This window comes from Streptomyces sp. NPDC111520 (genome assembly GCF_055635295.1).
In genome coordinates, this window is record NZ_JBVKBW010000006.1 from 388,806 (window position 1) to 407,866 (window position 19,061).

19 protein-coding genes are annotated in these 19,061 nt (G+C 71.9%); 3 read left to right on the forward strand and 16 right to left on the reverse strand.

The annotated features are described in order from the left end of the window. Positions 1 to 18 precede the first annotated feature (18 nt). The 3 genes from ACZ7MY_RS16650 to ACZ7MY_RS16660 all read right to left on the reverse strand — a co-directional run bounded on the left by ACZ7MY_RS16650 (position 19) and on the right by ACZ7MY_RS16660 (position 4,192). Positions 19 to 2,586, reverse strand: a complete 2,568-nt coding sequence (locus ACZ7MY_RS16650; RefSeq protein ID WP_499602465.1) for a P-loop NTPase family protein — start codon at positions 2,584 to 2,586, stop codon at positions 19 to 21. Positions 2,587 to 2,829: 243 nt separating this feature from the next. Continuing rightward, on the reverse strand, positions 2,830 to 3,153 hold the full coding sequence (locus ACZ7MY_RS16655; RefSeq protein ID WP_018563514.1) for an STAS domain-containing protein: 324 nt from the start codon (positions 3,151 to 3,153) through the stop codon (positions 2,830 to 2,832). A 190-nt stretch (positions 3,154 to 3,343) separates the two neighbouring features. Beyond that, positions 3,344 to 4,192: a 3-hydroxyacyl-CoA dehydrogenase family protein gene (locus ACZ7MY_RS16660; protein ID WP_499602466.1), complete on the reverse strand. Its 849-nt coding sequence runs from the start codon at positions 4,190 to 4,192 to the stop codon at positions 3,344 to 3,346. 242 nt (positions 4,193 to 4,434) lie between these two features. Here ACZ7MY_RS16660 and ACZ7MY_RS16665 point away from each other — a divergent pair, with 242 nt between their 5' ends. Next, complete coding sequence (locus ACZ7MY_RS16665) at positions 4,435 to 5,007, forward strand: cob(I)yrinic acid a,c-diamide adenosyltransferase (RefSeq protein WP_499602468.1); 573 nt, start codon at positions 4,435 to 4,437, stop codon at positions 5,005 to 5,007. A gap of 49 nt (positions 5,008 to 5,056) precedes the next feature. Here the strand turns inward: ACZ7MY_RS16665 and ACZ7MY_RS16670 are convergent, their stop codons facing one another. Further along, the gene (locus ACZ7MY_RS16670; protein ID WP_499602469.1) at positions 5,057 to 5,608 is read right to left on the reverse strand and encodes a hypothetical protein; all 552 of its coding nucleotides are present in this window, start codon (positions 5,606 to 5,608) and stop codon (positions 5,057 to 5,059) included. 135 nt (positions 5,609 to 5,743) lie between these two features. Between ACZ7MY_RS16670 and ACZ7MY_RS16675 the strand changes: the two genes are divergently transcribed. Together ACZ7MY_RS16675 and ACZ7MY_RS16680 are read left to right on the forward strand one after the other, a co-directional pair. Continuing rightward, on the forward strand, positions 5,744 to 6,946 hold the full coding sequence (locus ACZ7MY_RS16675) for a sensor histidine kinase (protein WP_499602471.1): 1,203 nt from the start codon (positions 5,744 to 5,746) through the stop codon (positions 6,944 to 6,946). Next, a complete protein-coding gene (locus tag ACZ7MY_RS16680; protein WP_499602472.1) occupies positions 6,943 to 7,593 on the forward strand; it encodes a response regulator in 651 nt (216 codons plus the stop codon). Before ACZ7MY_RS16675 ends, ACZ7MY_RS16680 begins: the two co-directional genes overlap by 4 nt. Before the next feature lie 74 nt (positions 7,594 to 7,667). Here ACZ7MY_RS16680 and ACZ7MY_RS16685 read toward each other — a convergent pair whose 3' ends face one another. The 12 genes from ACZ7MY_RS16685 to glyA all read right to left on the reverse strand — a co-directional run bounded on the left by ACZ7MY_RS16685 (position 7,668) and on the right by glyA (position 18,907). Continuing rightward, positions 7,668 to 8,114, reverse strand: coding sequence for a DUF2550 domain-containing protein (locus ACZ7MY_RS16685; protein ID WP_499602474.1), 447 nt, complete (start codon positions 8,112 to 8,114; stop codon positions 7,668 to 7,670). Between the two features lie 99 nt (positions 8,115 to 8,213). Further along, the gene (locus ACZ7MY_RS16690) at positions 8,214 to 8,594 is read right to left on the reverse strand and encodes a F0F1 ATP synthase subunit epsilon (protein ID WP_499602756.1); all 381 of its coding nucleotides are present in this window, start codon (positions 8,592 to 8,594) and stop codon (positions 8,214 to 8,216) included. Between the two features lie 123 nt (positions 8,595 to 8,717). Then, positions 8,718 to 10,160, reverse strand: a complete 1,443-nt coding sequence (atpD, locus tag ACZ7MY_RS16695) for a F0F1 ATP synthase subunit beta (protein ID WP_499602476.1) — start codon at positions 10,158 to 10,160, stop codon at positions 8,718 to 8,720. Positions 10,161 to 10,162: 2 nt separating this feature from the next. Further along, entirely contained in the window at positions 10,163 to 11,080 is a 918-nt protein-coding gene (locus ACZ7MY_RS16700; RefSeq protein WP_499602478.1) for a F0F1 ATP synthase subunit gamma, read from the reverse strand. A gap of 2 nt (positions 11,081 to 11,082) precedes the next feature. Continuing rightward, positions 11,083 to 12,654: a F0F1 ATP synthase subunit alpha gene (atpA, locus tag ACZ7MY_RS16705; protein ID WP_499602481.1), complete on the reverse strand. Its 1,572-nt coding sequence runs from the start codon at positions 12,652 to 12,654 to the stop codon at positions 11,083 to 11,085. A gap of 89 nt (positions 12,655 to 12,743) precedes the next feature. Next, positions 12,744 to 13,559 (reverse strand): F0F1 ATP synthase subunit delta, encoded by an 816-nt coding sequence (locus ACZ7MY_RS16710; RefSeq protein ID WP_499602483.1) that lies wholly within the window; start codon positions 13,557 to 13,559, stop codon positions 12,744 to 12,746. Beyond that, complete coding sequence (locus ACZ7MY_RS16715) at positions 13,556 to 14,101, reverse strand: F0F1 ATP synthase subunit B (RefSeq protein ID WP_499602484.1); 546 nt, start codon at positions 14,099 to 14,101, stop codon at positions 13,556 to 13,558. The genes ACZ7MY_RS16710 and ACZ7MY_RS16715 overlap by 4 nt, the downstream gene beginning before the upstream one ends. 44 nt (positions 14,102 to 14,145) lie before the next feature. Further along, on the reverse strand, positions 14,146 to 14,388 hold the full coding sequence (gene atpE / locus ACZ7MY_RS16720) for an ATP synthase F0 subunit C (protein ID WP_018563527.1): 243 nt from the start codon (positions 14,386 to 14,388) through the stop codon (positions 14,146 to 14,148). A 78-nt stretch (positions 14,389 to 14,466) separates the two neighbouring features. Next, positions 14,467 to 15,297 (reverse strand): F0F1 ATP synthase subunit A, encoded by an 831-nt coding sequence (atpB, locus tag ACZ7MY_RS16725; protein ID WP_026251816.1) that lies wholly within the window; start codon positions 15,295 to 15,297, stop codon positions 14,467 to 14,469. 210 nt (positions 15,298 to 15,507) lie between these two features. After that, positions 15,508 to 15,921, reverse strand: a complete 414-nt coding sequence (locus ACZ7MY_RS16730) for a Cg1360 family ATP-synthase-associated protein (RefSeq protein ID WP_499602486.1) — start codon at positions 15,919 to 15,921, stop codon at positions 15,508 to 15,510. 255 nt (positions 15,922 to 16,176) lie between these two features. Further along, positions 16,177 to 17,484, reverse strand: a complete 1,308-nt coding sequence (locus ACZ7MY_RS16735) for an MraY family glycosyltransferase (RefSeq protein WP_499602488.1) — start codon at positions 17,482 to 17,484, stop codon at positions 16,177 to 16,179. 118 nt (positions 17,485 to 17,602) lie between these two features. Next, positions 17,603 to 18,907 carry a serine hydroxymethyltransferase gene (glyA, locus tag ACZ7MY_RS16740; protein ID WP_499602489.1) on the reverse strand — a complete coding sequence of 435 codons (1,305 nt, stop codon included), beginning with the start codon at positions 18,905 to 18,907 and terminating at the stop codon, positions 17,603 to 17,605. Positions 18,908 to 19,061: the final 154 nt, after the last annotated feature.

Below are 19,061 nucleotides of genomic sequence, written 5' to 3' on the forward strand. Positions count from 1 at the left end.
CCGACGGGCCGCGCCTCGTCAGGCGATCGTGCCGGAGGCGTCCGGGACGCCGGGCAGATCGGTGCCGGTCGCGGAACCGTCGGGAGCGCTCGCGCTGGCCGTGGTGCCGCCGTCGTCGGTACCGCCGTCCGTTCCGGTCTCGGTCGGGGTGGGATCGGTGGGAGTGCCCGAGCCCGAGGGCGACGTGGACGGGCTTCCGGTCGAACCGCCGTCCGTCGAGCCGCCGTCGGTCGGGTCGCCCGAGCCGCCGGAGTGGCTGCCGCCCGTGTTCCCTCCCCCGGTCTGGTTGCCGCCCGTGCCACCGCCGTGCGACCCACCGCCGGACCCGCCGCCGCCGGCCGCGCCGCCGCCCGTCGAGGAGCCGCCGCCGTCCCCGCCGTCGGTGCCGCCGGAGCCGCCACCGGACACGGACCCGGCACCGCCGGTGCCGGCCGCCGGTGCGGTCGCGGTGTCGCTGCCGCTCGCGGAGGGCCGGGGGCGCTGGCTGGAGCCGGGGCTCGGGATGTCCTCGGCCGGGAGGCCGTCGTCCGCGTTGTCCTCCTGTGCGGTCTCGACCGGCTTCACGTTCATGGGGGTGTTCTGGTCGCCCCCGGAGGCCGTCGTGCCGAGGGTGACGACGGTGCCGAGCACGGCGGCCAGCAGGGCCCCCGCACCGGCGGCGACGAGGTTGCGGCGCGAGCCGGTCAGGACGCGGCGCGGGGCGGTGGCCGCCGCGGCCAGGCCCTTGCCGATGATCGTCGTCGGCGCCTCGGACATGTCGGTGCCCGTCGCCGGCGTCTCGACGCCGGCGAGGCCCGTGCCGGGCACAGGACCGCCCTCCCGGTCCACGACGAGCGCGAGGGTCCGCCGCCCCACCGTGGTGCCCTGGCGGTCCGCCAGGGCGCCGCGCAGGGCTATCGAGGCCTCCAGTTCGCTGCGGGCCCGGTCCAGGTTGCCCGTGCACAGCGCCAGGACGCCGAGTTCATGGAGGAAGTACGCCTCCTCGGCCACCTCCCCGGCGAGCCGGGCGGCCTCCTGGCCGACGCGCAGCGCACGCTCCCAGGCGCTCCAGTGCATGGCGGCGGCGAGGACGGGCGCCACCGTACGGGCCAGGAGCACCGCGGCGCTGGCGTGGCCGCCGTCGCGCGCGGCGCCGAGGGCGGCCAGGATGGCCTCCGCCTCGGCGGCGACGCGCCGCGGGGTGACCGAGGGGTGCCCGGCCCACCAGGCGTAGTGCTGCGCGGCGGCCAGCGCCTGCGGGGAGCCCTCGGCGGCGGCCCCGGCCGCGAGACCGTCCACGAGGGCGAGTTGCCGGGCCACGCCCGCCGCGAGGCGGTGGTGCGCGGCGACGGGCACGGCGAGCCCGACGGCCACGATCTCGCCGAGCGCGGCGTCGCCGTGGGTCTCGCCGACGAGTGCCGGAAGGTGCGACTGGTGCGGGCACTCGCCGCCCAGGGCCACGGCGAAGCGCAGGGCCTCCTGGGCCGAGGCGCCGAGGCGGGAGGCGAGCAGGGCGGCCGGGGCGGCGCTCTCGGCGAGCGAGGGCAGCGGCACGTGCGAGGCCGACGCGGCCGGGTCGGCGCCGAAGGGCGCGTCGACGGGGAGTCCGTCGACGGCCTCGACGTCACCCCACACCGACTCGTCGGCCGCGAGGATCTCCGCCCCGAGGGCGTCGCGCTGCCGCAGCAGCGCGCCGGCCTGGACGAAGCGCAGCGGCAGACCCTCGGACTCGAACCAGAGGTCCGCCGCCCAGGCGGTCTCGTCCTCCTCCAGGGGACGGCCGGCGGAGAGCTCCAGCAGCTCCAGGCAGGCGACCCGGGTCAGTCCGGGGAGGAAGACCTCCTCGACCAGGGAGTCGGTGGCGGGGGCCGGCACGTCGGGCGTGGCCGACAGGACGAAGGCGCACTCGGGCGCCGCCGCGAGCAGTTCCTCCAGGGAGGCGCCGCCGAACTCCAGGTCGTCAAGGACGACGACCGCGCCGACGTTGCGCAGCAGCTCCAGCAGCCGGCCGCGGTCGGGGCGGTGGTCATCGGCGTCGTAGACGGTGCCGAACAGTTCCTGCAGCAGGTCGCTGGGGGTCCGCCGGTAGCCGGAGAGCCGGATCACGCCGTCGGGGGCGAGGTCCTCGCAGGCCTCGGCGACGACGTCGAGCAGCACGCTGCGGCCGGCGCCGGAGGGCCCGGTGACGCGCACCGAGCGGCCCCGGGAGAGCAGCCGCACCAGGCGCTCGCGTTCCTCCTCCCGCTCCAGCAGCGGAAGCTCGGGAGCGCGCGGCCCCGGCGGCACCGACGGGCGGGCGGCGGCGGTCAGCGCGGCGCGCCCCTCCGCCGTACGCCGCACGGGTGCGGGCAGGTCGGCGGGGGCGAGGGAGCTGACCTCGCTGCCGTCGACAGGATTGAGGGTCAGCCTGCAGTCGCCCACGACGAGTTCGACGACGCGTGGCGCGTCGCCGTCCGCCGTGCCCGCCCCGACCTCGAGGGCGAGCGGTTCGCGCGGCGGCCGGCCGGGGCGCAGGACCGGCAGGGTGCCGTCCTCCGCGCCGACGGCGGGCGGCAGCTCGGCCGGGCTCGTGGAGTCCTGTAGTGCGCCGTACTCGTCACCGGTCATGTCGGGTCCGTGTGGGTCCATTAGTCTCCGCCCCCCATGTGCGTCGCAGCGGGGCCCCACCGGGCCCGCGGTTCCGCCGTTGGACCGGTCCGGCTCCCCTCCTCGGCGTACGGGGTTGAGGCACGCCGGAACCGAACCCTAAACCTTCCCACAGTATGTGCGAAGCCCAGGGCGGCCATGCCGCCCTTGCGTCCGAATCTGTCCGGGGTTGCCGCTTCCGTGGCGGCGCGCCCGGTCGGTGCCCTAGGTCCGCGGCAGTGCTTCTGCCGCGATTCCCCCCTCGATGACCAGGATGCGGTGCAGCCTCGTGGCGACCAGCAGGCGCTGCATCTGCGCGGGCACGCCCCGCAGGACGAGGCGCCGGTCCGCCCGGCCGCAGCGACGGTGCGCCCCCATGATGACCCCCAGGCCCGTCGCGTCCCACGAGTCGAGTTCGGTCAGGTCGAGCACGAGGTCGCCGTGGCCGCCGTCCACCGCGCTGTGCAGGACCTTGCGGGCGTCCGCCGCGGTGCGGACGTCGAGGCGGCCCCCGACGACCAGCTCGGCGTGATCGCCCCTGATGTGCATTACGCCTCCCCGTGGAGTGAATGGGTGGAAACTGCCGTGGTTCTACGTAACTGACGGTCCGTCGTACGAAGAGGTTGCCGTCTGTGAGCGAACCGATACCGAATTCACCCTTGCGAGTGACAGGAGGGGTCCGAGGGGCCCAGCCCGCCGGTCGTCCGCACCGGGCCGGGCCCTTCTGGTTGACGCTCCGTCAGTACCGGTAGAAGCCCTCGCCGCTCTTGCGGCCGAGCGCGCCCGCGTCCACCATGCGCCGCATGAGCTCGGGCGGGGCGAACTTCTCGTCCTGGGACTCGGTGTAGATGTTGTCGGCGGCGTGCAGCAGGATGTCGACCCCGGTGAGGTCGGCGGTCGCCAGCGGGCCCATCGCGTGGCCGAAGCCGAGCTTGCAGGCGACGTCGATGTCCTCCGCCGTGGCGACGCCCGACTCGTAGAGCTTGGTGGCCTCGACGACCAGCGCCGCGATCAGCCGGGTGGTGACGAAGCCGGCCACGTCCCGGTTGACCACGATGGTCGTCTTGCCGATCTCCTCGGCGAAGGCCTTGGCGCGCGCCAGGGTCTCGTCGCCGGTCTTGTAGCCGCGGACCAGCTCGCACAGCTGCATGAGCGGCACCGGCGAGAAGAAGTGGGTGCCGACCACGCTCTCCGGGCGCTCCGTCACCGCCGCGATCTTGGTGATCGGGATGGCGGAGGTGTTGGAGGCCAGCACCGCGTCCGCCTTGGCGATCTTGTCGAGGGCGCGGAAGATCTCCTGCTTGACCTCGATCTTCTCGAAGACGGCCTCGACGACGATGTCGGCGTCGGCGGCCGCGTCCAGGTCGGTGGTGGTGGTGATGCGCGCGAGCGCGGCGTCCGCGTCCTCGGCGGTGAGCCTGCCCTTGGCGACGAACTTCCCGTAGGACGCCTCGATCCCGCCCTTGCCGCGGGCCAGCGCCTCGTCCGTGATGTCACGCAGGACGACCTCGTAGCCCGCCTGTGCGGACACCTGCGCGATGCCGGAGCCCATCAGGCCGGCTCCGATGACGGCGAGCTTCTTCGCCACGGCACACACCAATCTTCTCGATGCTGTTGCCGGGACCTTAACGCCGCTTCACAACGGAGCGCAGCAGGAAGAGAGGCGGGTCACCCTGTGTCCTTCGTCGCACAGTTGAGGGCCCCGGCGCCCAGTTGCTGCCGCTGCGCGTCCAGTTTGACCGGGACCGCCCCCGGAGTCTGCTTCCGCCGCCCCCGGACGCGGGCCCGCCACGGGCCGCGCCCCGGGCGCGGCCTGACTACGCTCGACACATGGTCAATCTGACGCGCATCTACACGCGGACCGGGGACGACGGCACCACCGCCCTCGGCGACATGAGCCGCACGGCCAAGACCGACAGCCGCATCTCGGCCTACGCGGACGCCAACGAGGCCAACGCGGCGATCGGTGTGGCGCTCGCGCTCGGCGCGCTCCCGCAGGAGGTCGCGTCCGTCCTCGTACGGGTCCAGAACGACCTCTTCGACGTCGGCGCCGACCTCGCGACGCCCGTCGTGCCCGACCCCAAGTACCCGCCGCTGCGCGTCGAGCAGTCCTACGTGGACCGGCTGGAGGCGGACTGCGACCGCTTCCTGGAGGAGCTGGAGAAGCTGCGCAGCTTCATCCTCCCCGGCGGCACCCCGGGCGCCGCGCTGCTCCACCAGGCGTGCACGGTCGTCCGGCGCGCCGAGCGCTCCACGTGGACCGCGCTGGAGGAGCACGGCGAGACGATGAACCCGCTCACCGCCACCTACCTCAACCGGCTGTCCGACCTGCTGTTCATCCTGGCCCGGACGGCCAACAAGGAGGTCGGCGACGTGCTGTGGGTGCCCGGCGAGAACCGCTGACCGACCGCGCCCGCCGGCCGCGACGACGCGGAGGGCCGGCCCCGCCCGCTCAGGTACGCGGGCGGACGGCCGGCTCCCGCTTGGGCCACAGCGTGTAGCTCGCCGCGATGACGGCGTGGATCCCCGCCGTCACCGCCATCCGCCCCTGCCACTCCCCCAGGGCCGCCGTGCGCGAAGCGTCCGCGACGAGCCACACGGCCAGCTGCAGCAGGACCGCGGCGACGGCGGCGGACACCGCGGTACGGCCGAGCAACCGCCACTCGTGCACGGCCCGGGCCCGGCCGTACTTCGGCGCCGGCGGCGGCTTCGGGCCGCCCGCGAAACGGTGCGCGAACCGGGCGTCGGCCCAGCGGACGACGGAGTGGCCGTACCCGGCCGAGAAGCCGACGTAGACGGCGGCCAGACCGTGCCGGGCGGCGGCCTCGCCGCCGTCGCGCAGGTCGGCCACGGCGGCGGCCAGCAGCACCAGGTCCACCAGGGGCACGCACAGCAGCAGGGCCGCGCCCGTCCGGGGCCGGCGCAGCAGGTAGCGCACGGCGAGCCCGGCGCCGAGCAGCACCCAGAAGGCGATCTCGCACGCGATGATCAGCGTCACCAACATGCCGCAAGGCTCCCCCACCGCCGCCGCGGGAGGCGTCGCCTGCGCTGATGAGACCCGGCTGCAACCTTCGGTGTAGGCACCGGCTCCGCCCCCGGGCGGACGCGCGTCGTCCGCGCCGCGTGCTGGGATGGGCCCATGACGACCACCGCCGCCCGGCGCCCGCACCGCGACGACGTGCTGATCGCCGTGGCGGGGCTCGCGGGGGGCCTCACGATGTGGGCGTTCGGGCTGTACACCTACTCCGGGAACCATCCGGCGGGCGACCGCGCCTGGCTGCCCCTGCTGCCGCTGGCGATCATGGCCGCATGCGAGTTGCTGCGCCGGACCGCGCCCGGCGCCGCGATCGCCGTCGGCGTCCTCGCCTTCTGCGCGGACTTCGTGATCGGCTCGCTGCTGGTGACCGTGCTGATGTTCACCGACCTGGTGTACGCCGCCGTCCTGTACGGGCCGAAGCGGCTGGCCCGGATCGTCCCGGTCGGCAGCGTGCTCGGCACGGCGGCCCTCACCGCCACCGCCGTGGCGGTGCACCCGGTCGCCGAGTCCCTGCTCATCGGTGTGGTCGGCGCCCTGGTCTCGGTGGCCCCCGCCTCGACGGGCGCGATCGTACGACGGCACCGCGACGAGGCCGCCCACGAACGGCTGCGCGCGGAGCAGACCGCGCTCCTGGCCGAGCTGGACCGCCGGGAGGCGGTGGGCCGCGAGCGGGCCCGGATGGCCCGCGAACTGCACGACATGGTGGCGGGCCACCTCTCCGCGATCGCCGTCCACTCCACCGCCGCGCTGTCCCTGGACCGCCAGGAGGGCCCTGCCCGCCAGGCACTGGCGGTCATCCGGCAGAACAGCGTGGAGGGCCTGTCCGAGATGCGCCGGCTGATCGGGCTGCTGCGCGACTCGGCGGGCGAGGAGGGGGAGCCGGCCGCGGTCCCGCGGCTGGCCGGTCTGGACGTGCTCCTGCGGCAGATGCACGCGGCGGCCCCGCACTCGGCCTTCGTCCTGCGCGACGCGCGCCCCGAGGGCGCCGTCCCGCTGCCCGCGCCGGTGGAGCTGGCGGCCTACCGGATCGTGCAGGAGTCCTTGACCAACGTCCTGAAGCACGCGTCGCCGGGCGAGGTGCCCGTCATGCTGGAGCAGGACGGCAAGGCCCTGACGGTGACCGTGGCGAGCCCCTGCCGGAACGGCGCCGCCGCGCACCGGCCGGGCCCCCGCGCCCCCGGCTCCGGCAGCGGCCTGATCGGCATGCGGGAACGCACCGAGTTGCTGGGCGGCACCTTCGAGGCGGGCCGGGAGGGCACGACGTGGCGGGTACGGGCGGTACTGCCCACGGAGGGAAGCGCATGATCCGGGTGGTGGTCGCCGAGGACCAGTCCGCCGTACGCGCGGGACTGGTGCTCATCCTGGGTTCGGTGCCCGACATCGAGGTGGTCGGCGAGGCGGCCGACGGGGAGGCCGCGGTCCGCCTCGCCCGCGAGCTGCGCCCGGACGTGATCCTCATGGACCTCCAGATGCCCCGGCTGGACGGGGTCTCCGCCACCCGGGAGGTCGTCGGGGAGGGACTCGCCGACGTGCTCGTCCTCACCACGTTCGACCTGGACGAGTACGTCTTCGGGGCACTGCGCGCGGGCGCCGCGGGATTCCTGCTGAAGGACACCGAGGCGGACCTGCTGATCGAGGGCGTACGGCTGGTGGCCCGCGGCGAGGGGATGATCGCGCCCGCGGTGACCCGCCGGCTGATTGGCGAGTTCGCCCGCCCGCGGCCGCGTCCGGCTGCCGACCACGCCGCCCTCGGCACGCTGACGCCCCGGGAGCGCGAGGTGCTGGTCTGCGTGGGCCAGGGCCTGTCCAACGCGGAGATCGCGGCACGCCTGGAGATGGCGGAGGCCACCGCGAAGACGCACGTCAGCCGCATGCTGGCCAAGCTGGAGCTGCGCAGCCGCGTGCAGGCAGCGGTGCTCGCGCAGGAGTTGGGGCTGTCGGTACGGCCGTAGGGCCGGGCAGGACCGGACGGCGCCTGTCGGGCGACGTTCACCCTTCCCCAGCCGGGAGGGGCGGAAGCGGACTGCTAGGCGACGTTCACCCTCTGCCCCGGAGGGGCGGCCTCGAGCCAGGCGAGGAAGCCGGTGAGGGCGTCGTCGCTCATGGCGAGTTCCAGACGGGTGCCGCGGTGCTCGCAGACCAGGATGACGGCGTCGGAGAGGAGCGCCAGCTCCTCCTGCCCCTCCGGGAGGCGCCGGTGCAGCACCTCGATGGCGGAGCGCTCCAGCACCCGGCGCGGCCGGGGCGCGTAGGAGAAGACCCGGAACCACTCGATCCGGTCACCGCTGTAGCGGGCGACGCCGTAGGCCCAGCCCTTGCCCGAGGGCTCACCGGCAGCGGTGGGCGGCATCCGCAGGCTGCAGTCGAACGTGCCGCCGGGCCGCTGGATCAGCCGGCGCCGCAGCCCGAAGACGAACAGCCCCAGCAGCGCAAGCGCCACCAGGGCCCCGCACACCTGAAAAGCGAGGATCACGCCCACCGACCTCCTCGCTCCGTGTCACGAATAGGGATACTGCAGCCGCGGGACACCCTCACGGGCCTCCCGCGGCTCATGGCCCAGTGGGCCGGATGCTCAGCGCGACCCGCTGGTCGCGGCGATCAGCCGGACCTCGGCCCGGCGCTCGCCGGCGGCGTCGGCGTCGGCCTTCGCCCGCTCCAGGGCCCGCTCCGCACGCTGGACGTCGATCTCCTCGGCGAGCTCGGCGATCTCCGCCAGCACCGAGAGCTTGTTGTCCGCGAAGGAGATGAAGCCTCCGTGCACCGCCGCGACGACGGTGCCGCCCTCGCCGGTGCGGATGGTCACGGGGCCGGACTGGAGCACGCCCAGCAGCGGCTCGTGGTTCGGCATGACGCCGATGTCGCCGGACTCGGTGCGTGCGACGACAAGTGTGGCCGCGCCGGACCAGACGTTGCGGTCCGCTGCGACCAGCTCGACGTGCAGCTCAGCCAAGATGGCTCCTCGGGTCGGCACCCGCCGCCGTCCGGCGGGTGCATAAAACAAAGGATAACGGGGGTGCGGCAAGGGGGCGGACACAGGGTCCGCCCCCTGCCACGGTGAGCCGTCGGGCGACGGGCGTCAGCTGACGCCGAGCTCGCGGGCGTTGCGCTCGAGGTCCTCGATGCCACCGCACATGAAGAACGCCTGCTCAGGGAAGTGGTCGTACTTTCCGTCGGCGATGGCGTTGAACGCGGAGATCGACTCGTCCAGCGGGACGTCGGAGCCGTCGACGCCGGTGAACTGCTTCGCCGCGTGGGTGTTCTGCGACAGGAAGCGCTCGATGCGGCGGGCGCGGTGGACGGTGAGCTTGTCCTCCTCGCCCAGCTCGTCGATACCGAGGATCGCGATGATGTCCTGGAGGTCCTTGTACTTCTGCAGGATCCCCTTGACGCGCATGGCGCACTCGTAGTGGTCCGCCGCGATATAGCGGGGGTCCAGGATGCGGGACGTCGAGTCCAGCGGGTCGACCGCCGGGTAGATGCCCTTCTCCGAGATCGGACGCGACAGAACGGTCGTCGCGTCCAGGTGGGCGAAGGTGGTCGCCGGCGCCGGGTCGGTCAGGTCGTCCGCGGGGACGTAGATCGCCTGCATCGAGGTGATCGAGTGACCACGGGTCGAGGTGATGCGCTCCTGGAGGAGGCCCATCTCGTCCGCGAGGTTCGGCTGGTAACCCACCGCGGAGGGCATGCGGCCGAGCAGCGTGGAGACCTCGGAGCCGGCCTGGGTGAAGCGGAAGATGTTGTCGATGAAGAACAGCACGTCCTGCTTCTGCACATCGCGGAAGTACTCCGCCATGGTCAGACCCGCCAGCGCCACACGGAGACGGGTGCCCGGGGGCTCGTCCATCTGACCGAAGACCAGCGCGGTCTTGCTGAGGACGTCGGACTCCTCCATCTCCTGGATGAGGTCGTTGCCCTCACGGGTGCGCTCGCCGACGCCGGCGAACACGGAAACGCCCTCGTGCAGCTTCGCCACACGCATGATCATTTCCTGGATGAGGACGGTCTTGCCGACACCGGCGCCGCCGAACAGGCCGATCTTGCCGCCCTTGACGTACGGGGTCAGCAGGTCGACGACCTTCAGGCCGGTCTCGAACATCTCGGTCTTCGACTCGAGGTCCTCGAACTTCGGCGCCTTGCGGTGGATCGCCCAGCGCTCGCCGACGTTGGCGTTCTCCTCGGGGACGTTCAGCACCTCACCGAGGGTGTTGAACACCTTGCCCTTGGTGAAGTCGCCGACCGGGACGGTGATGCCCGTGCCCGTGTCGGTCACCACGGACTGGCGGACCAGGCCGTCGGTGGGCTGCATGGAGATGGCGCGGACCAGGCCGTCACCCAGGTGCTGGGCGACCTCGAGGGTCAGCGTCTTCTTCTTGCCGTCCTCGGCCGGGTCGGCGACCTCGACGTGGAGGGCGTTGTAGATCTCCGGCATGGCGTCGACGGGGAACTCCACGTCGACGACCGGGCCGATGACCCGGGCGACGCGGCCCGTGGCAGCGGCCGTCTCAACAGTGGTGGTCATGTTTAGTCACTCCCCGCAGACGCGTCGGCCAGGGCGCTGGAGCCACCGACGATCTCGCTGATTTCCTGGGTGATTTCGGCCTGGCGGGCCTGGTTGGCAAGCCGCGTGAGCGTCTTGATGAGCTCCTCGGCGTTGTCGGTCGCCGACTTCATCGCGCGGCGGCGGGCGGCGTGCTCGGAAGCGGCACCCTGCAGCAGCGCGTTGAAGATCCGGCTCTCGACGTACCGCGGCAGCAGCGCGTCCAGGACGCCCTCCGCCGACGGCTCGAAGTCGTACAGGGGGAGGATCTCCCCCTCCTTGCGGGCCTCGCCACCGGTGGCGTCGTCCAGGGACAGCGGCAGCAGCCGCCTCTCCACCGGCGCCTGCGTCAGCATCGACACGAACTCCGTGAAGACGATGTGCAGTTCGTCGACGCCGCCCTCGGCCGTGTCCTTGAGGACCTGGTCGATCAGCGGGTCGGCCACGGACTTGGCGTCCGCGTAGGCCGGCTTGTCGGTGAACCCGGTCCACGACCCGGCGATCGGGCGCTCACGGAAGCCGTAGTACGCCACGCCCTTGCGGCCGATGATGTAGTGCACGACCTCCTTGCCCTCCGCGCGCAGCCGCTCGGTGAGCCGGTCGGCAGCCTTGATCGCGTTGGACGAGTAGCCGCCGGCCAGACCGCGGTCGCTCGTGACGAGCAGCACCGCGGCGCGGGTCGGGTTCTCGGCCTCGGTGGTCAGCGGGTGGTTCGTGTTGGAACCGGTCGCGACCGCCGCGACGGCCCGGGTGAGCTCGTCGGCGTACGGGGACGATGCCGCGACCTGGCGCTGGGCCTTGACGATCCGGGACGCGGAGATCATCTCCATCGCCTTCGTGATCTTCTTCGTCGCGGTGACGGTCTTGATGCGGCGCTTGTATACCCGAAGCTGGGCGCCCATGCTCAGCCCTCACCCAGCAGCTTGCCGTCCGAGGTCTCGAACTGCTTCTTGAACTCCGCGACCGCGTCGGTCAGGGCCTCGACGGTGTCGTCGCCGAGCTTGCCGGTCTCGGCGATGCTCAGCAGCAGGTCCTTCTTCTCGCGGCGGAGGTAGTCCAGCAGCTCGCGCTCGAAGCGGCGGATGTCCTCGACCGGCACGTCGTCCAGCTTGCCGGTGGTGCCGGCCCAGATGGAGACGACCTGGTCCTCGATCGGGAACGGGGCGTACTGGCCCTGCTTCAGCAGCTCGACCATGCGCTTGCCGCGCTCCAGCTGCGCCTTGGAGGCCGCGTCCAGGTCGGAACCGAAGGCGGCGAACGCCTCGAGCTCGCGGTACTGGGCGAGGTCCACGCGCAGGCGGCCGGCGACCGACTTCATGGCCTTGATCTGCGCCGAGCCACCGACTCGGGAGACCGAGATACCGACGTTCAGCGCCGGTCGCTGGCCCGCGTTGAACAGGTCGGACTCCAGGAAGCACTGGCCGTCGGTGATGGAGATGACGTTGGTCGGGATGAACGCCGACACGTCGTTGGCCTTGGTCTCGACGACCGGCAGACCGGTCATCGAGCCGGCGCCCAGCTCGTCGGAGAGCTTGGCGCAGCGCTCCAGCAGACGGGAGTGCAGGTAGAAGACGTCACCCGGGTAGGCCTCACGGCCCGGCGGGCGGCGCAGCAGCAGGGAGACGGCGCGGTAGGCGTCGGCCTGCTTGCTCAGGTCGTCGAAGACGATCAGGACGTGCTTGCCCTGGTACATCCAGTGCTGGCCGATGGCCGAGCCGGTGTACGGGGCGAGGTACTTGAAGCCGGCCGGGTCGGACGCCGGAGCCGCGACGATCGTCGTGTACTCCAGGGCGCCTGCCTCCTCCAGCGAGGCGCGCACGCCCGCGATGGTGGAGCCCTTCTGGCCGATGGCGACGTAGATGCAGCGGACCTGCTTCTTCGGGTCGCCGGAACGCCAGTTGTCGCGCTGGTTGATGATCGTGTCGATCGCCAGGGCGGTCTTGCCGGTCTGGCGGTCGCCGATGATCAGCTGGCGCTGGCCGCGGCCGATCGGGGTCATCGCGTCGACGGCCTTGAGGCCGGTCTGCATCGGCTCGTGCACGGACTTACGGGCCATGACGCCGGGAGCCTGGAGCTCCAGGGCGCGGCGGCCGTCGGTCTCGATCTCGCCGAGGCCGTCGATCGGGTTGCCGAGCGGGTCGACGACGCGACCCAGGTATCCCTCGCCGACCGCGACGGAGAGCACCTCACCGGTGCGGCGCACCGGCTGGCCCTCCTCGATGCCGCTGAACTCGCCGAGAACGATCGCACCGATCTCGCGCTCCTCGAGGTTGAGGGCGAGACCGAGGGTGCCGTCCTCGAACTTCAGCAACTCGTTCGCCATGGCCGAGGGCAGACCCTCGACCTTCGCGATACCGTCGCCGGCCAGGCTGACCGTTCCGACCTCCTCGCGCGAGGCCGCGTCCGGCTGGTACGACTGGACAAAGTTCTCCAGCGCGTCCCGGATCTCCTCCGGCCGGATCGTGAGCTCCGCCATCTGGGTTCCCTGCTCTCCTTGTTGGGCCCGAAGTATTCGCTACGGCCCAACTCGGGCCGCTGATACTGCTCTTTGAGTTGGTGGCTGGTTCAGCCGGCCATCCGCCGGCTCGCCTCTTCGAGGCGGTCCGCGATGGTCCCGTCGATGACCTCGTCGCCGACCCGAACCGAGATGCCGCCGCGGACCGCGGGGTCCACGTCCAGGTTCAGGTGCACCTGCCGGCCGTAGATCGTGGCCAGCGCGGCACCGAGGCGCTGCTTCTGCCCATCGCTCAGCGGCACCGCCGAGACCACGACCGCGACCGTGCGGTCACGGCGCGTCGCCGCCAGCTTGGACAGGGCGTCGATCCCTGCCTCCAGGCTACGGCCTCGCGGTTGGGTCACGAGACGGACCACGATCCGCTCGGTGACCGCGTTGACGCGGCCGTCCAGCAGCGAGTGCAGCAGGGTCGTCTTGGCCCGGGTGCTCGCGGCGCGGTCGGTCAGCGCCGCCCGCAGCTCGCTGCTGCCGGAGACGATGCGGCCGAAGCGGAACAGCTCGTCCTCGACGCCGTCGAGGTGACCCGCCCGCTCCGCGGCGACCAGGTCGGCGCTGTAGGAAAGCTCCTCCAGCGCGTCGGCGAGATCGCGCGACTGCGACCAGCGGCTGCGGACCATGCCCGAGACCAGGTCGGACGTCTCGCCGCCGATCTGCCCGCCGAGGACCGCCTGCGCCAGGCCCGCCTTGGCCTCACCCGGCTGGGCCGGGTCGGTCAAGGCGCGGCGCAGCGAACCCTCGCGGTCGAGCAGCCCCGTGACGGCGGCCAGCTCCTCGGCGAGCTTCGCCGCGTCGACGGACGTGCTGTCCGTCAGTGCGTCGAGGCGCTCGCGCGCGGTGGCCAGTGCCTCGCGGCTCGCTCCGTTCATCGCGCGGCCTCGGCCTTCTCCTCGAGCTCGTCGAGGAAGCGGTCGATCACGCGGCTCTGGCGGGCGGTGTCCTCGAGGGACTCACCGACGATCTTGCCGGCCAGGTCGGTGGCCAGCTTGCCGACGTCCTGGCGCAGGGCGTGCGCGGCGGACCGGCGGTCGGCCTCGATCTGGGCGTGGCCGGCCGCGATGATCTCCTCGCGCTGCCGCTGGCCTTCCGCACGCATCTCGGCGATGAGCGCGGCGCCCTGCTCCTGCGCCTCCTGGCGCAGACGCGCGGCCTCGTGGCGGGCCTCGGCGAGCGACTGCTTGTACTCCTCGAGGGTCCGCTGAGCCTCGGCCTGTGCGGCCTCGGCCTTCTCCATGCCGCCCTCGATGGCCTCGCGACGCTCGTCCAGAACCTTGTTGATGTTCGGGAGCAGCTTCTTGGCGAGGAAGAAGAAGACGATGGCGAAGGCGATGAGACCGATGACGAGCTCTGGGATCGGCGGGATGAGGGGGTTCTCCGCCTCCTCGGCCGCCAGCTGTGCCAGGGCGTTCACATCAGTGCCTTCCGTCGAAAGGGGTTGGTCTCGTCAGCCCGGACTCAGGAGGTCGGGTAGACGAACGGCATGACCAGACCGATCAGCGCGAGCGCCTCACAGAAGGCGAAGCCGAGGATCTGGTTGGCGCGGATCAGGCCGGCGGCCTCGGGCTGGCGGGCGAGGGCCTGCGTACCGTTGCCGAAGATGATGCCGATGCCGACGCCGGGGCCGATGGCCGCGAGGCCGTAGCCGATGGAGCCCAGGTTGCCGAGGATCTGGGTGGCGGCGAGGTTCACAGCGGACATGCTGTTTCTTCCTTCTCTTTCACGGACCGGTGGGGGTTGGCCACCGGACAATCGGGGGGCTGTGCGTCGTGCGGGTGCTCAGTGGTGCTCGGCGAGCGCGCCCTGGACGTACGAGCAGGCCAGCAGCACGAAGACGTACGCCTGGACGGCCTGGATGAAGAGCTCGAAGGCGGTCATGACGATGACCATCACGAACGAGACGCTGGCGTAGGCGATGCCGATCCCGTTGAGCAGGTACCAGCTGGCGATGGTGAACAGCAGCAGCAGGACGTGACCCGCGAACATGTTGGCGAACAGTCGCACCGCGTGGGTGAACGGCCGGACGATCACGTTGGACAGGAACTCCAGGCCGACGACCATCGGCAGCACCGCGCCGAGGTTCTTGTCGTAACCCGTGATGTTCTTCCAGCCCCCGACGAAGCCGTGCTTCTTGAAGGTCAGCGACATCCACGTGATGTACACGATCGCGGCGAGCGCGGCCGGGTAGCTGATGATCGCCGTCACGGGGAACTGGGCGATCGGGACGATCGACCAGAGGTTCATGATCCAGACGAAGAAGAACAACGCGACCATGAAGGGCACGTACTTCTCGCCGTCCCGCTTGCCGATCGTCTCGTAGACGATGCCGCGGCGGACGAAGTCGTAACCGGCCTCGGCGACCATCTGCAGCTTGCCCGGGACGATCTTCGGCTTGGCGAAGGCAGCCCAGAAGAAGCCGACGATCACGATGCTGCCGAGCAGCGCCAGCAGCATCGTCTTGTTGAAGTAGACGCTGCTGTCCCCGTCGCCGATCAGCGGCTTGAAGAGGAAGGAGTGCAGGCCGGGGGCCGGGAAGCCGCACCCGTCGAAGATGTGGCAGTTCGTCTCGAAGGCGAGCGTCGTTACATCACTCACCGAGAGCTCCTTCAGCGTGGCGCATAGGTACGGCAACCTCTACGTGTCGGCGCGGCGCACGGCCACGGAACGGCACTGGACTGGTGTTACGGATGTGGGGGCGGCGGGTGGGCGCTGAGCCGAAGGGCTGTTGCGAAGGCATGACTGCCACCCGCGCCAGCTCTGCCGCAGTTGAGACCGGACGATAGCAAACGAGCGGAAGCCCGCTTGCACCGGCCCTGCTTTTCACGTCGGGGTTCCGGCGGAGCCGGGCTCCACGTACAGCATCTTGGTCTTCATATGAGCACGGGCCTGGGCGGCGATCCACACCAGGGTCGTGCCGAGCAGGGTGAACGCGAACACCTGGGTGTCGAACAGCGTCGTGTTCTTGAACACGGCCAGCACGATGGCGAGCAGCAGCAGCTGCACGGTGTAGAGCATCAGGCCCATCGCCTGGAAGAGCGAGGGGTAGGAACGGGCGGTGCGCTGAAGCACCGTCAGACCGATTCCCATGAAGGCGATCACGACCACCGCGCCGAAGCCCGCGCCGATCGCCCCCTTGCCGCCCGCGAGCGCGCTGGACACAGCGACCGCGATCACCCCCGCGGCGGCGGCGGGCACGGCGCAGTTCAGGAGCGTTCGGACGTCGTTGGACTGCATGGCGGCAGCTCCTCCGGCGAGGTTGGGAGTACAGGGGTCGTCGAGGACGAGCGTAGCCCGGCGGCGGGGACATGCCTCACGCCGGAAGACCATCGCACTAGGGTCTTTCGGCTTGATTCCGGGTTCTCGTGAACGGTATCACAAACTATTTGATGAGGTCTTTACCCGGTTCGTGTGCGACCTGTCACACGGACGGCGCAATCCTCGCGGCGCCTGGCCGACGCCGCAAGGACTGTGTGCTATCGGACCGCCGGCCTACGGGCGGGTGCCCGCGCCGCGGCCGGCGTCCACCAGGGAACGGGCGCTGAGCGCGGTCGCGCCGTTGACGCCGGGGGCCTCCCCCGCGGCGATGGTGGCCGCCGCGGCGGCGTGGGCCGCCTGCGCGGCCTCCGCCTGGGTACGGCGGTACCGCGGCGGGACGAACGCCTCGGCCCAGCGCGGGGCCCGGGGCCGGAAGCGCGGCATGAGCAGGGCGCTCAGACCCATCGCGCTCAGCATCACGATGCCCAGGACGATCCACAGGCTGGAGGAGTTGACCGAGAAGGCGACCGCTCCGAAGGCGATCAGCGCGGACCAGAAGTACATGATCCACACGGCCCGGCTGTGCGAGTGGCCGATGTCCAGCAGCCGGTGGTGCAGGTGGCCGCGGTCGGCGGCGAACGGCGACTGCCCGTTCCAGGTGCGGCGCACGATGGCCAGCACCAGGTCCGCGGCGGGGATCGCGATGAGCGTCAGCGGCAGCACCAGGGGCATGTAGACCGGCACCATGAAGTGCGTGGTGTCGCGGGTCGAACCGGTGAGGTTGGTGATCGCGTCGGGGTCGGTCTGGCCGGTGATCGAGATGGCCCCGGAGGCCAGCACCAGGCCGATCAGCATCGATCCCGAGTCACCCATGAAGATCCGCGCGGGGTGCAGGTTGTGCGGCAGGAAGCCCAGGCACATCCCGATGAGGATGGCGCTGAACAGCGTCGCCGGGGCGGCGGCCTCGATGCCGTAGCCGTACCAGATGCGGTACGCGTACATGAAGAACGCGATCGCGGCGATGCACACCATTCCGGACGCGAGTCCGTCGAGTCCGTCGACGAAGTTCACCGCGTTGATCGTGATCACGACCAGGGCCACGGTCAGCAGGGTCGACTGCACCGGCGTGAGCGCCACGATGCCCTTGCCCGGGATCGGCAGCCACAGAACGGTGAGGCCCTGCAGCACCATCACGCCGGCCGCGATCATCTGCGCGCCCAGCTTGATCAGGGCGTCCACGCCCCACTTGTCGTCCAGCACGCCCAGCAGCCAGATCAGTCCGGCGCCGGAGAGCAGCGCCCGCGGCTCGTTGGAGAGCTCGAAGACGCTCTTGAGGTTGGTCAGGTGGGCCGCCACCAGCAGGCCCGCGCACAGCCCGCCGAACATGGCGATGCCGCCGAGGCGTGGCGTGGGTTCGCGATGGACGTCGCGATCGCGGATCTCGGGCATGGCGCCCGCCGCGATGGCGAACTTCCGCACCGGCCCCGTGAGGAGGTAGGTCACGGCTGCTGCCACGCACAGGGTCAAGAGGTACTCACGCACGGGCACACCCTATTCGCGTCCGGGTGGCGACTGTAAACACAGACGAAGACTCACAGCGAGTACCCAGGGTTGCACACACCACTCGCGGGTTCGGTCCGGCCCCCCTGTGAAGCGCGTCTCAGCCGGGGTACGGCGGGAATGCCTCCACCAGTTCCGCGACCTCGCCCGCCAGCCCCCGCTCCTCCCGCAGCGCCCGCACGATCAGGTCCGCGACCTGCGGCATCTGCTCCTCGCGCATCCCCTGGGTGGTCACCGACGCGGTGCCCAGCCGGATGCCCGAACCCGCCGTGCAGGGCTCGGTGTCGAACGGCAGCGTGTACTTGTCCAGCACGATCCCGGCGGCCGCGCACAGCCCGCGGGCGCGCATCCCGGTGACGCCGAGCGCCGACACGTCGGCGGCGATCAGGTGGGTGTCCGTGCCGCCGGTGGCGATGCGCAGGCCGTGAGCGGCGAGCGCCCCGGCGAGCGTACGGGCGTTGGCGACGACCTGGTGCGCGTAGAGCGCGAACTCCGGCCGCGCCGCCTCGGCGAGGGCCGCCGCCTTCGCCGCGACGGCGTGCATGTGCGGGCCGCCCTGCGAGAAGGGGAAGACCGCCCGGTCGATGCGCTGGGCCAGGTCGGCGCCGCACAGCACGAGCCCGCCGCGCGGGCCGCGCAGCGTCTTGTGCGTGGTGGCGCACACCACGTCCGCGTACGGCACCGGGTTGGGGGCGGCGCCGCCGGCGACCAGGCCGAGCGTGTGCGCGGCGTCCACGATCAGGTACGCGCCGACGTCGTCCGCGATCTCCCGGAAGGCGGCGAAGTCGATGTGCCGCGGGTAGGCGATGCCGCCGCAGACGATCGCCTTCGGGCGGTGCCGGTGGGCCAGCTCCCGCAGCTGCGCGTAGTCGATCAGGCCGCCCTCCTCGAAGGACGCGCCCCGCGTCACCCCGTACCCGGCGATGCGGAACCAGCGGCCGGAGAAGTTCGACTCGGACCCGTGGGTGAGGTGGCCGCCGTGCGCCAGCGACATCGCCAGGACGGTGTCCCCGGGGACCAGGAGGGCCGCGTAGGCGGCCAGCACGGCCGAGGAGCCGGAGTAGGGCTGCACGTTGGCGTGCGCGGCTCCGAACAGCCGTGTGGCCCTTTCCACGGCCAGCCGCTCGGCCAGGTCCACCAGCTCGCAGCCGGCGTGGTGGCGGTGACCGGGATAGCCCTCGGCGTACTTGTTGGCGAGCGGCGAGCCGAGCGCGGTCAGGACGGCCGGCGAGGTGAAGTTCTCGCCCGCGATCAACTGCAGGCACGAGGCCTGCCGCTGGGCCTCCCCGAGGAGGATGTCGGCCAGCTCGGGGTCATGGGCGCGCAGCTCGTCCAGGCCGCGGTCACCGGCCGGGAGCGTGGGGGCGGCGGCTATGTGGGGTGAAGACGCTTCCGCGGTGGGCATGGCGGCGCTCCCGGGGGCGGCTGGGAAGGTTCTCACCTGCCACTGTTGCACCCTTCCGGACATTTCGCGCCGCGTTGTGCTCCACCGGGGGCCGCGATCCCGGTACCGGCCGCGGCGCGGTGCCCCGGTGCCCCCCGCGGTGACCGCCCCGGGG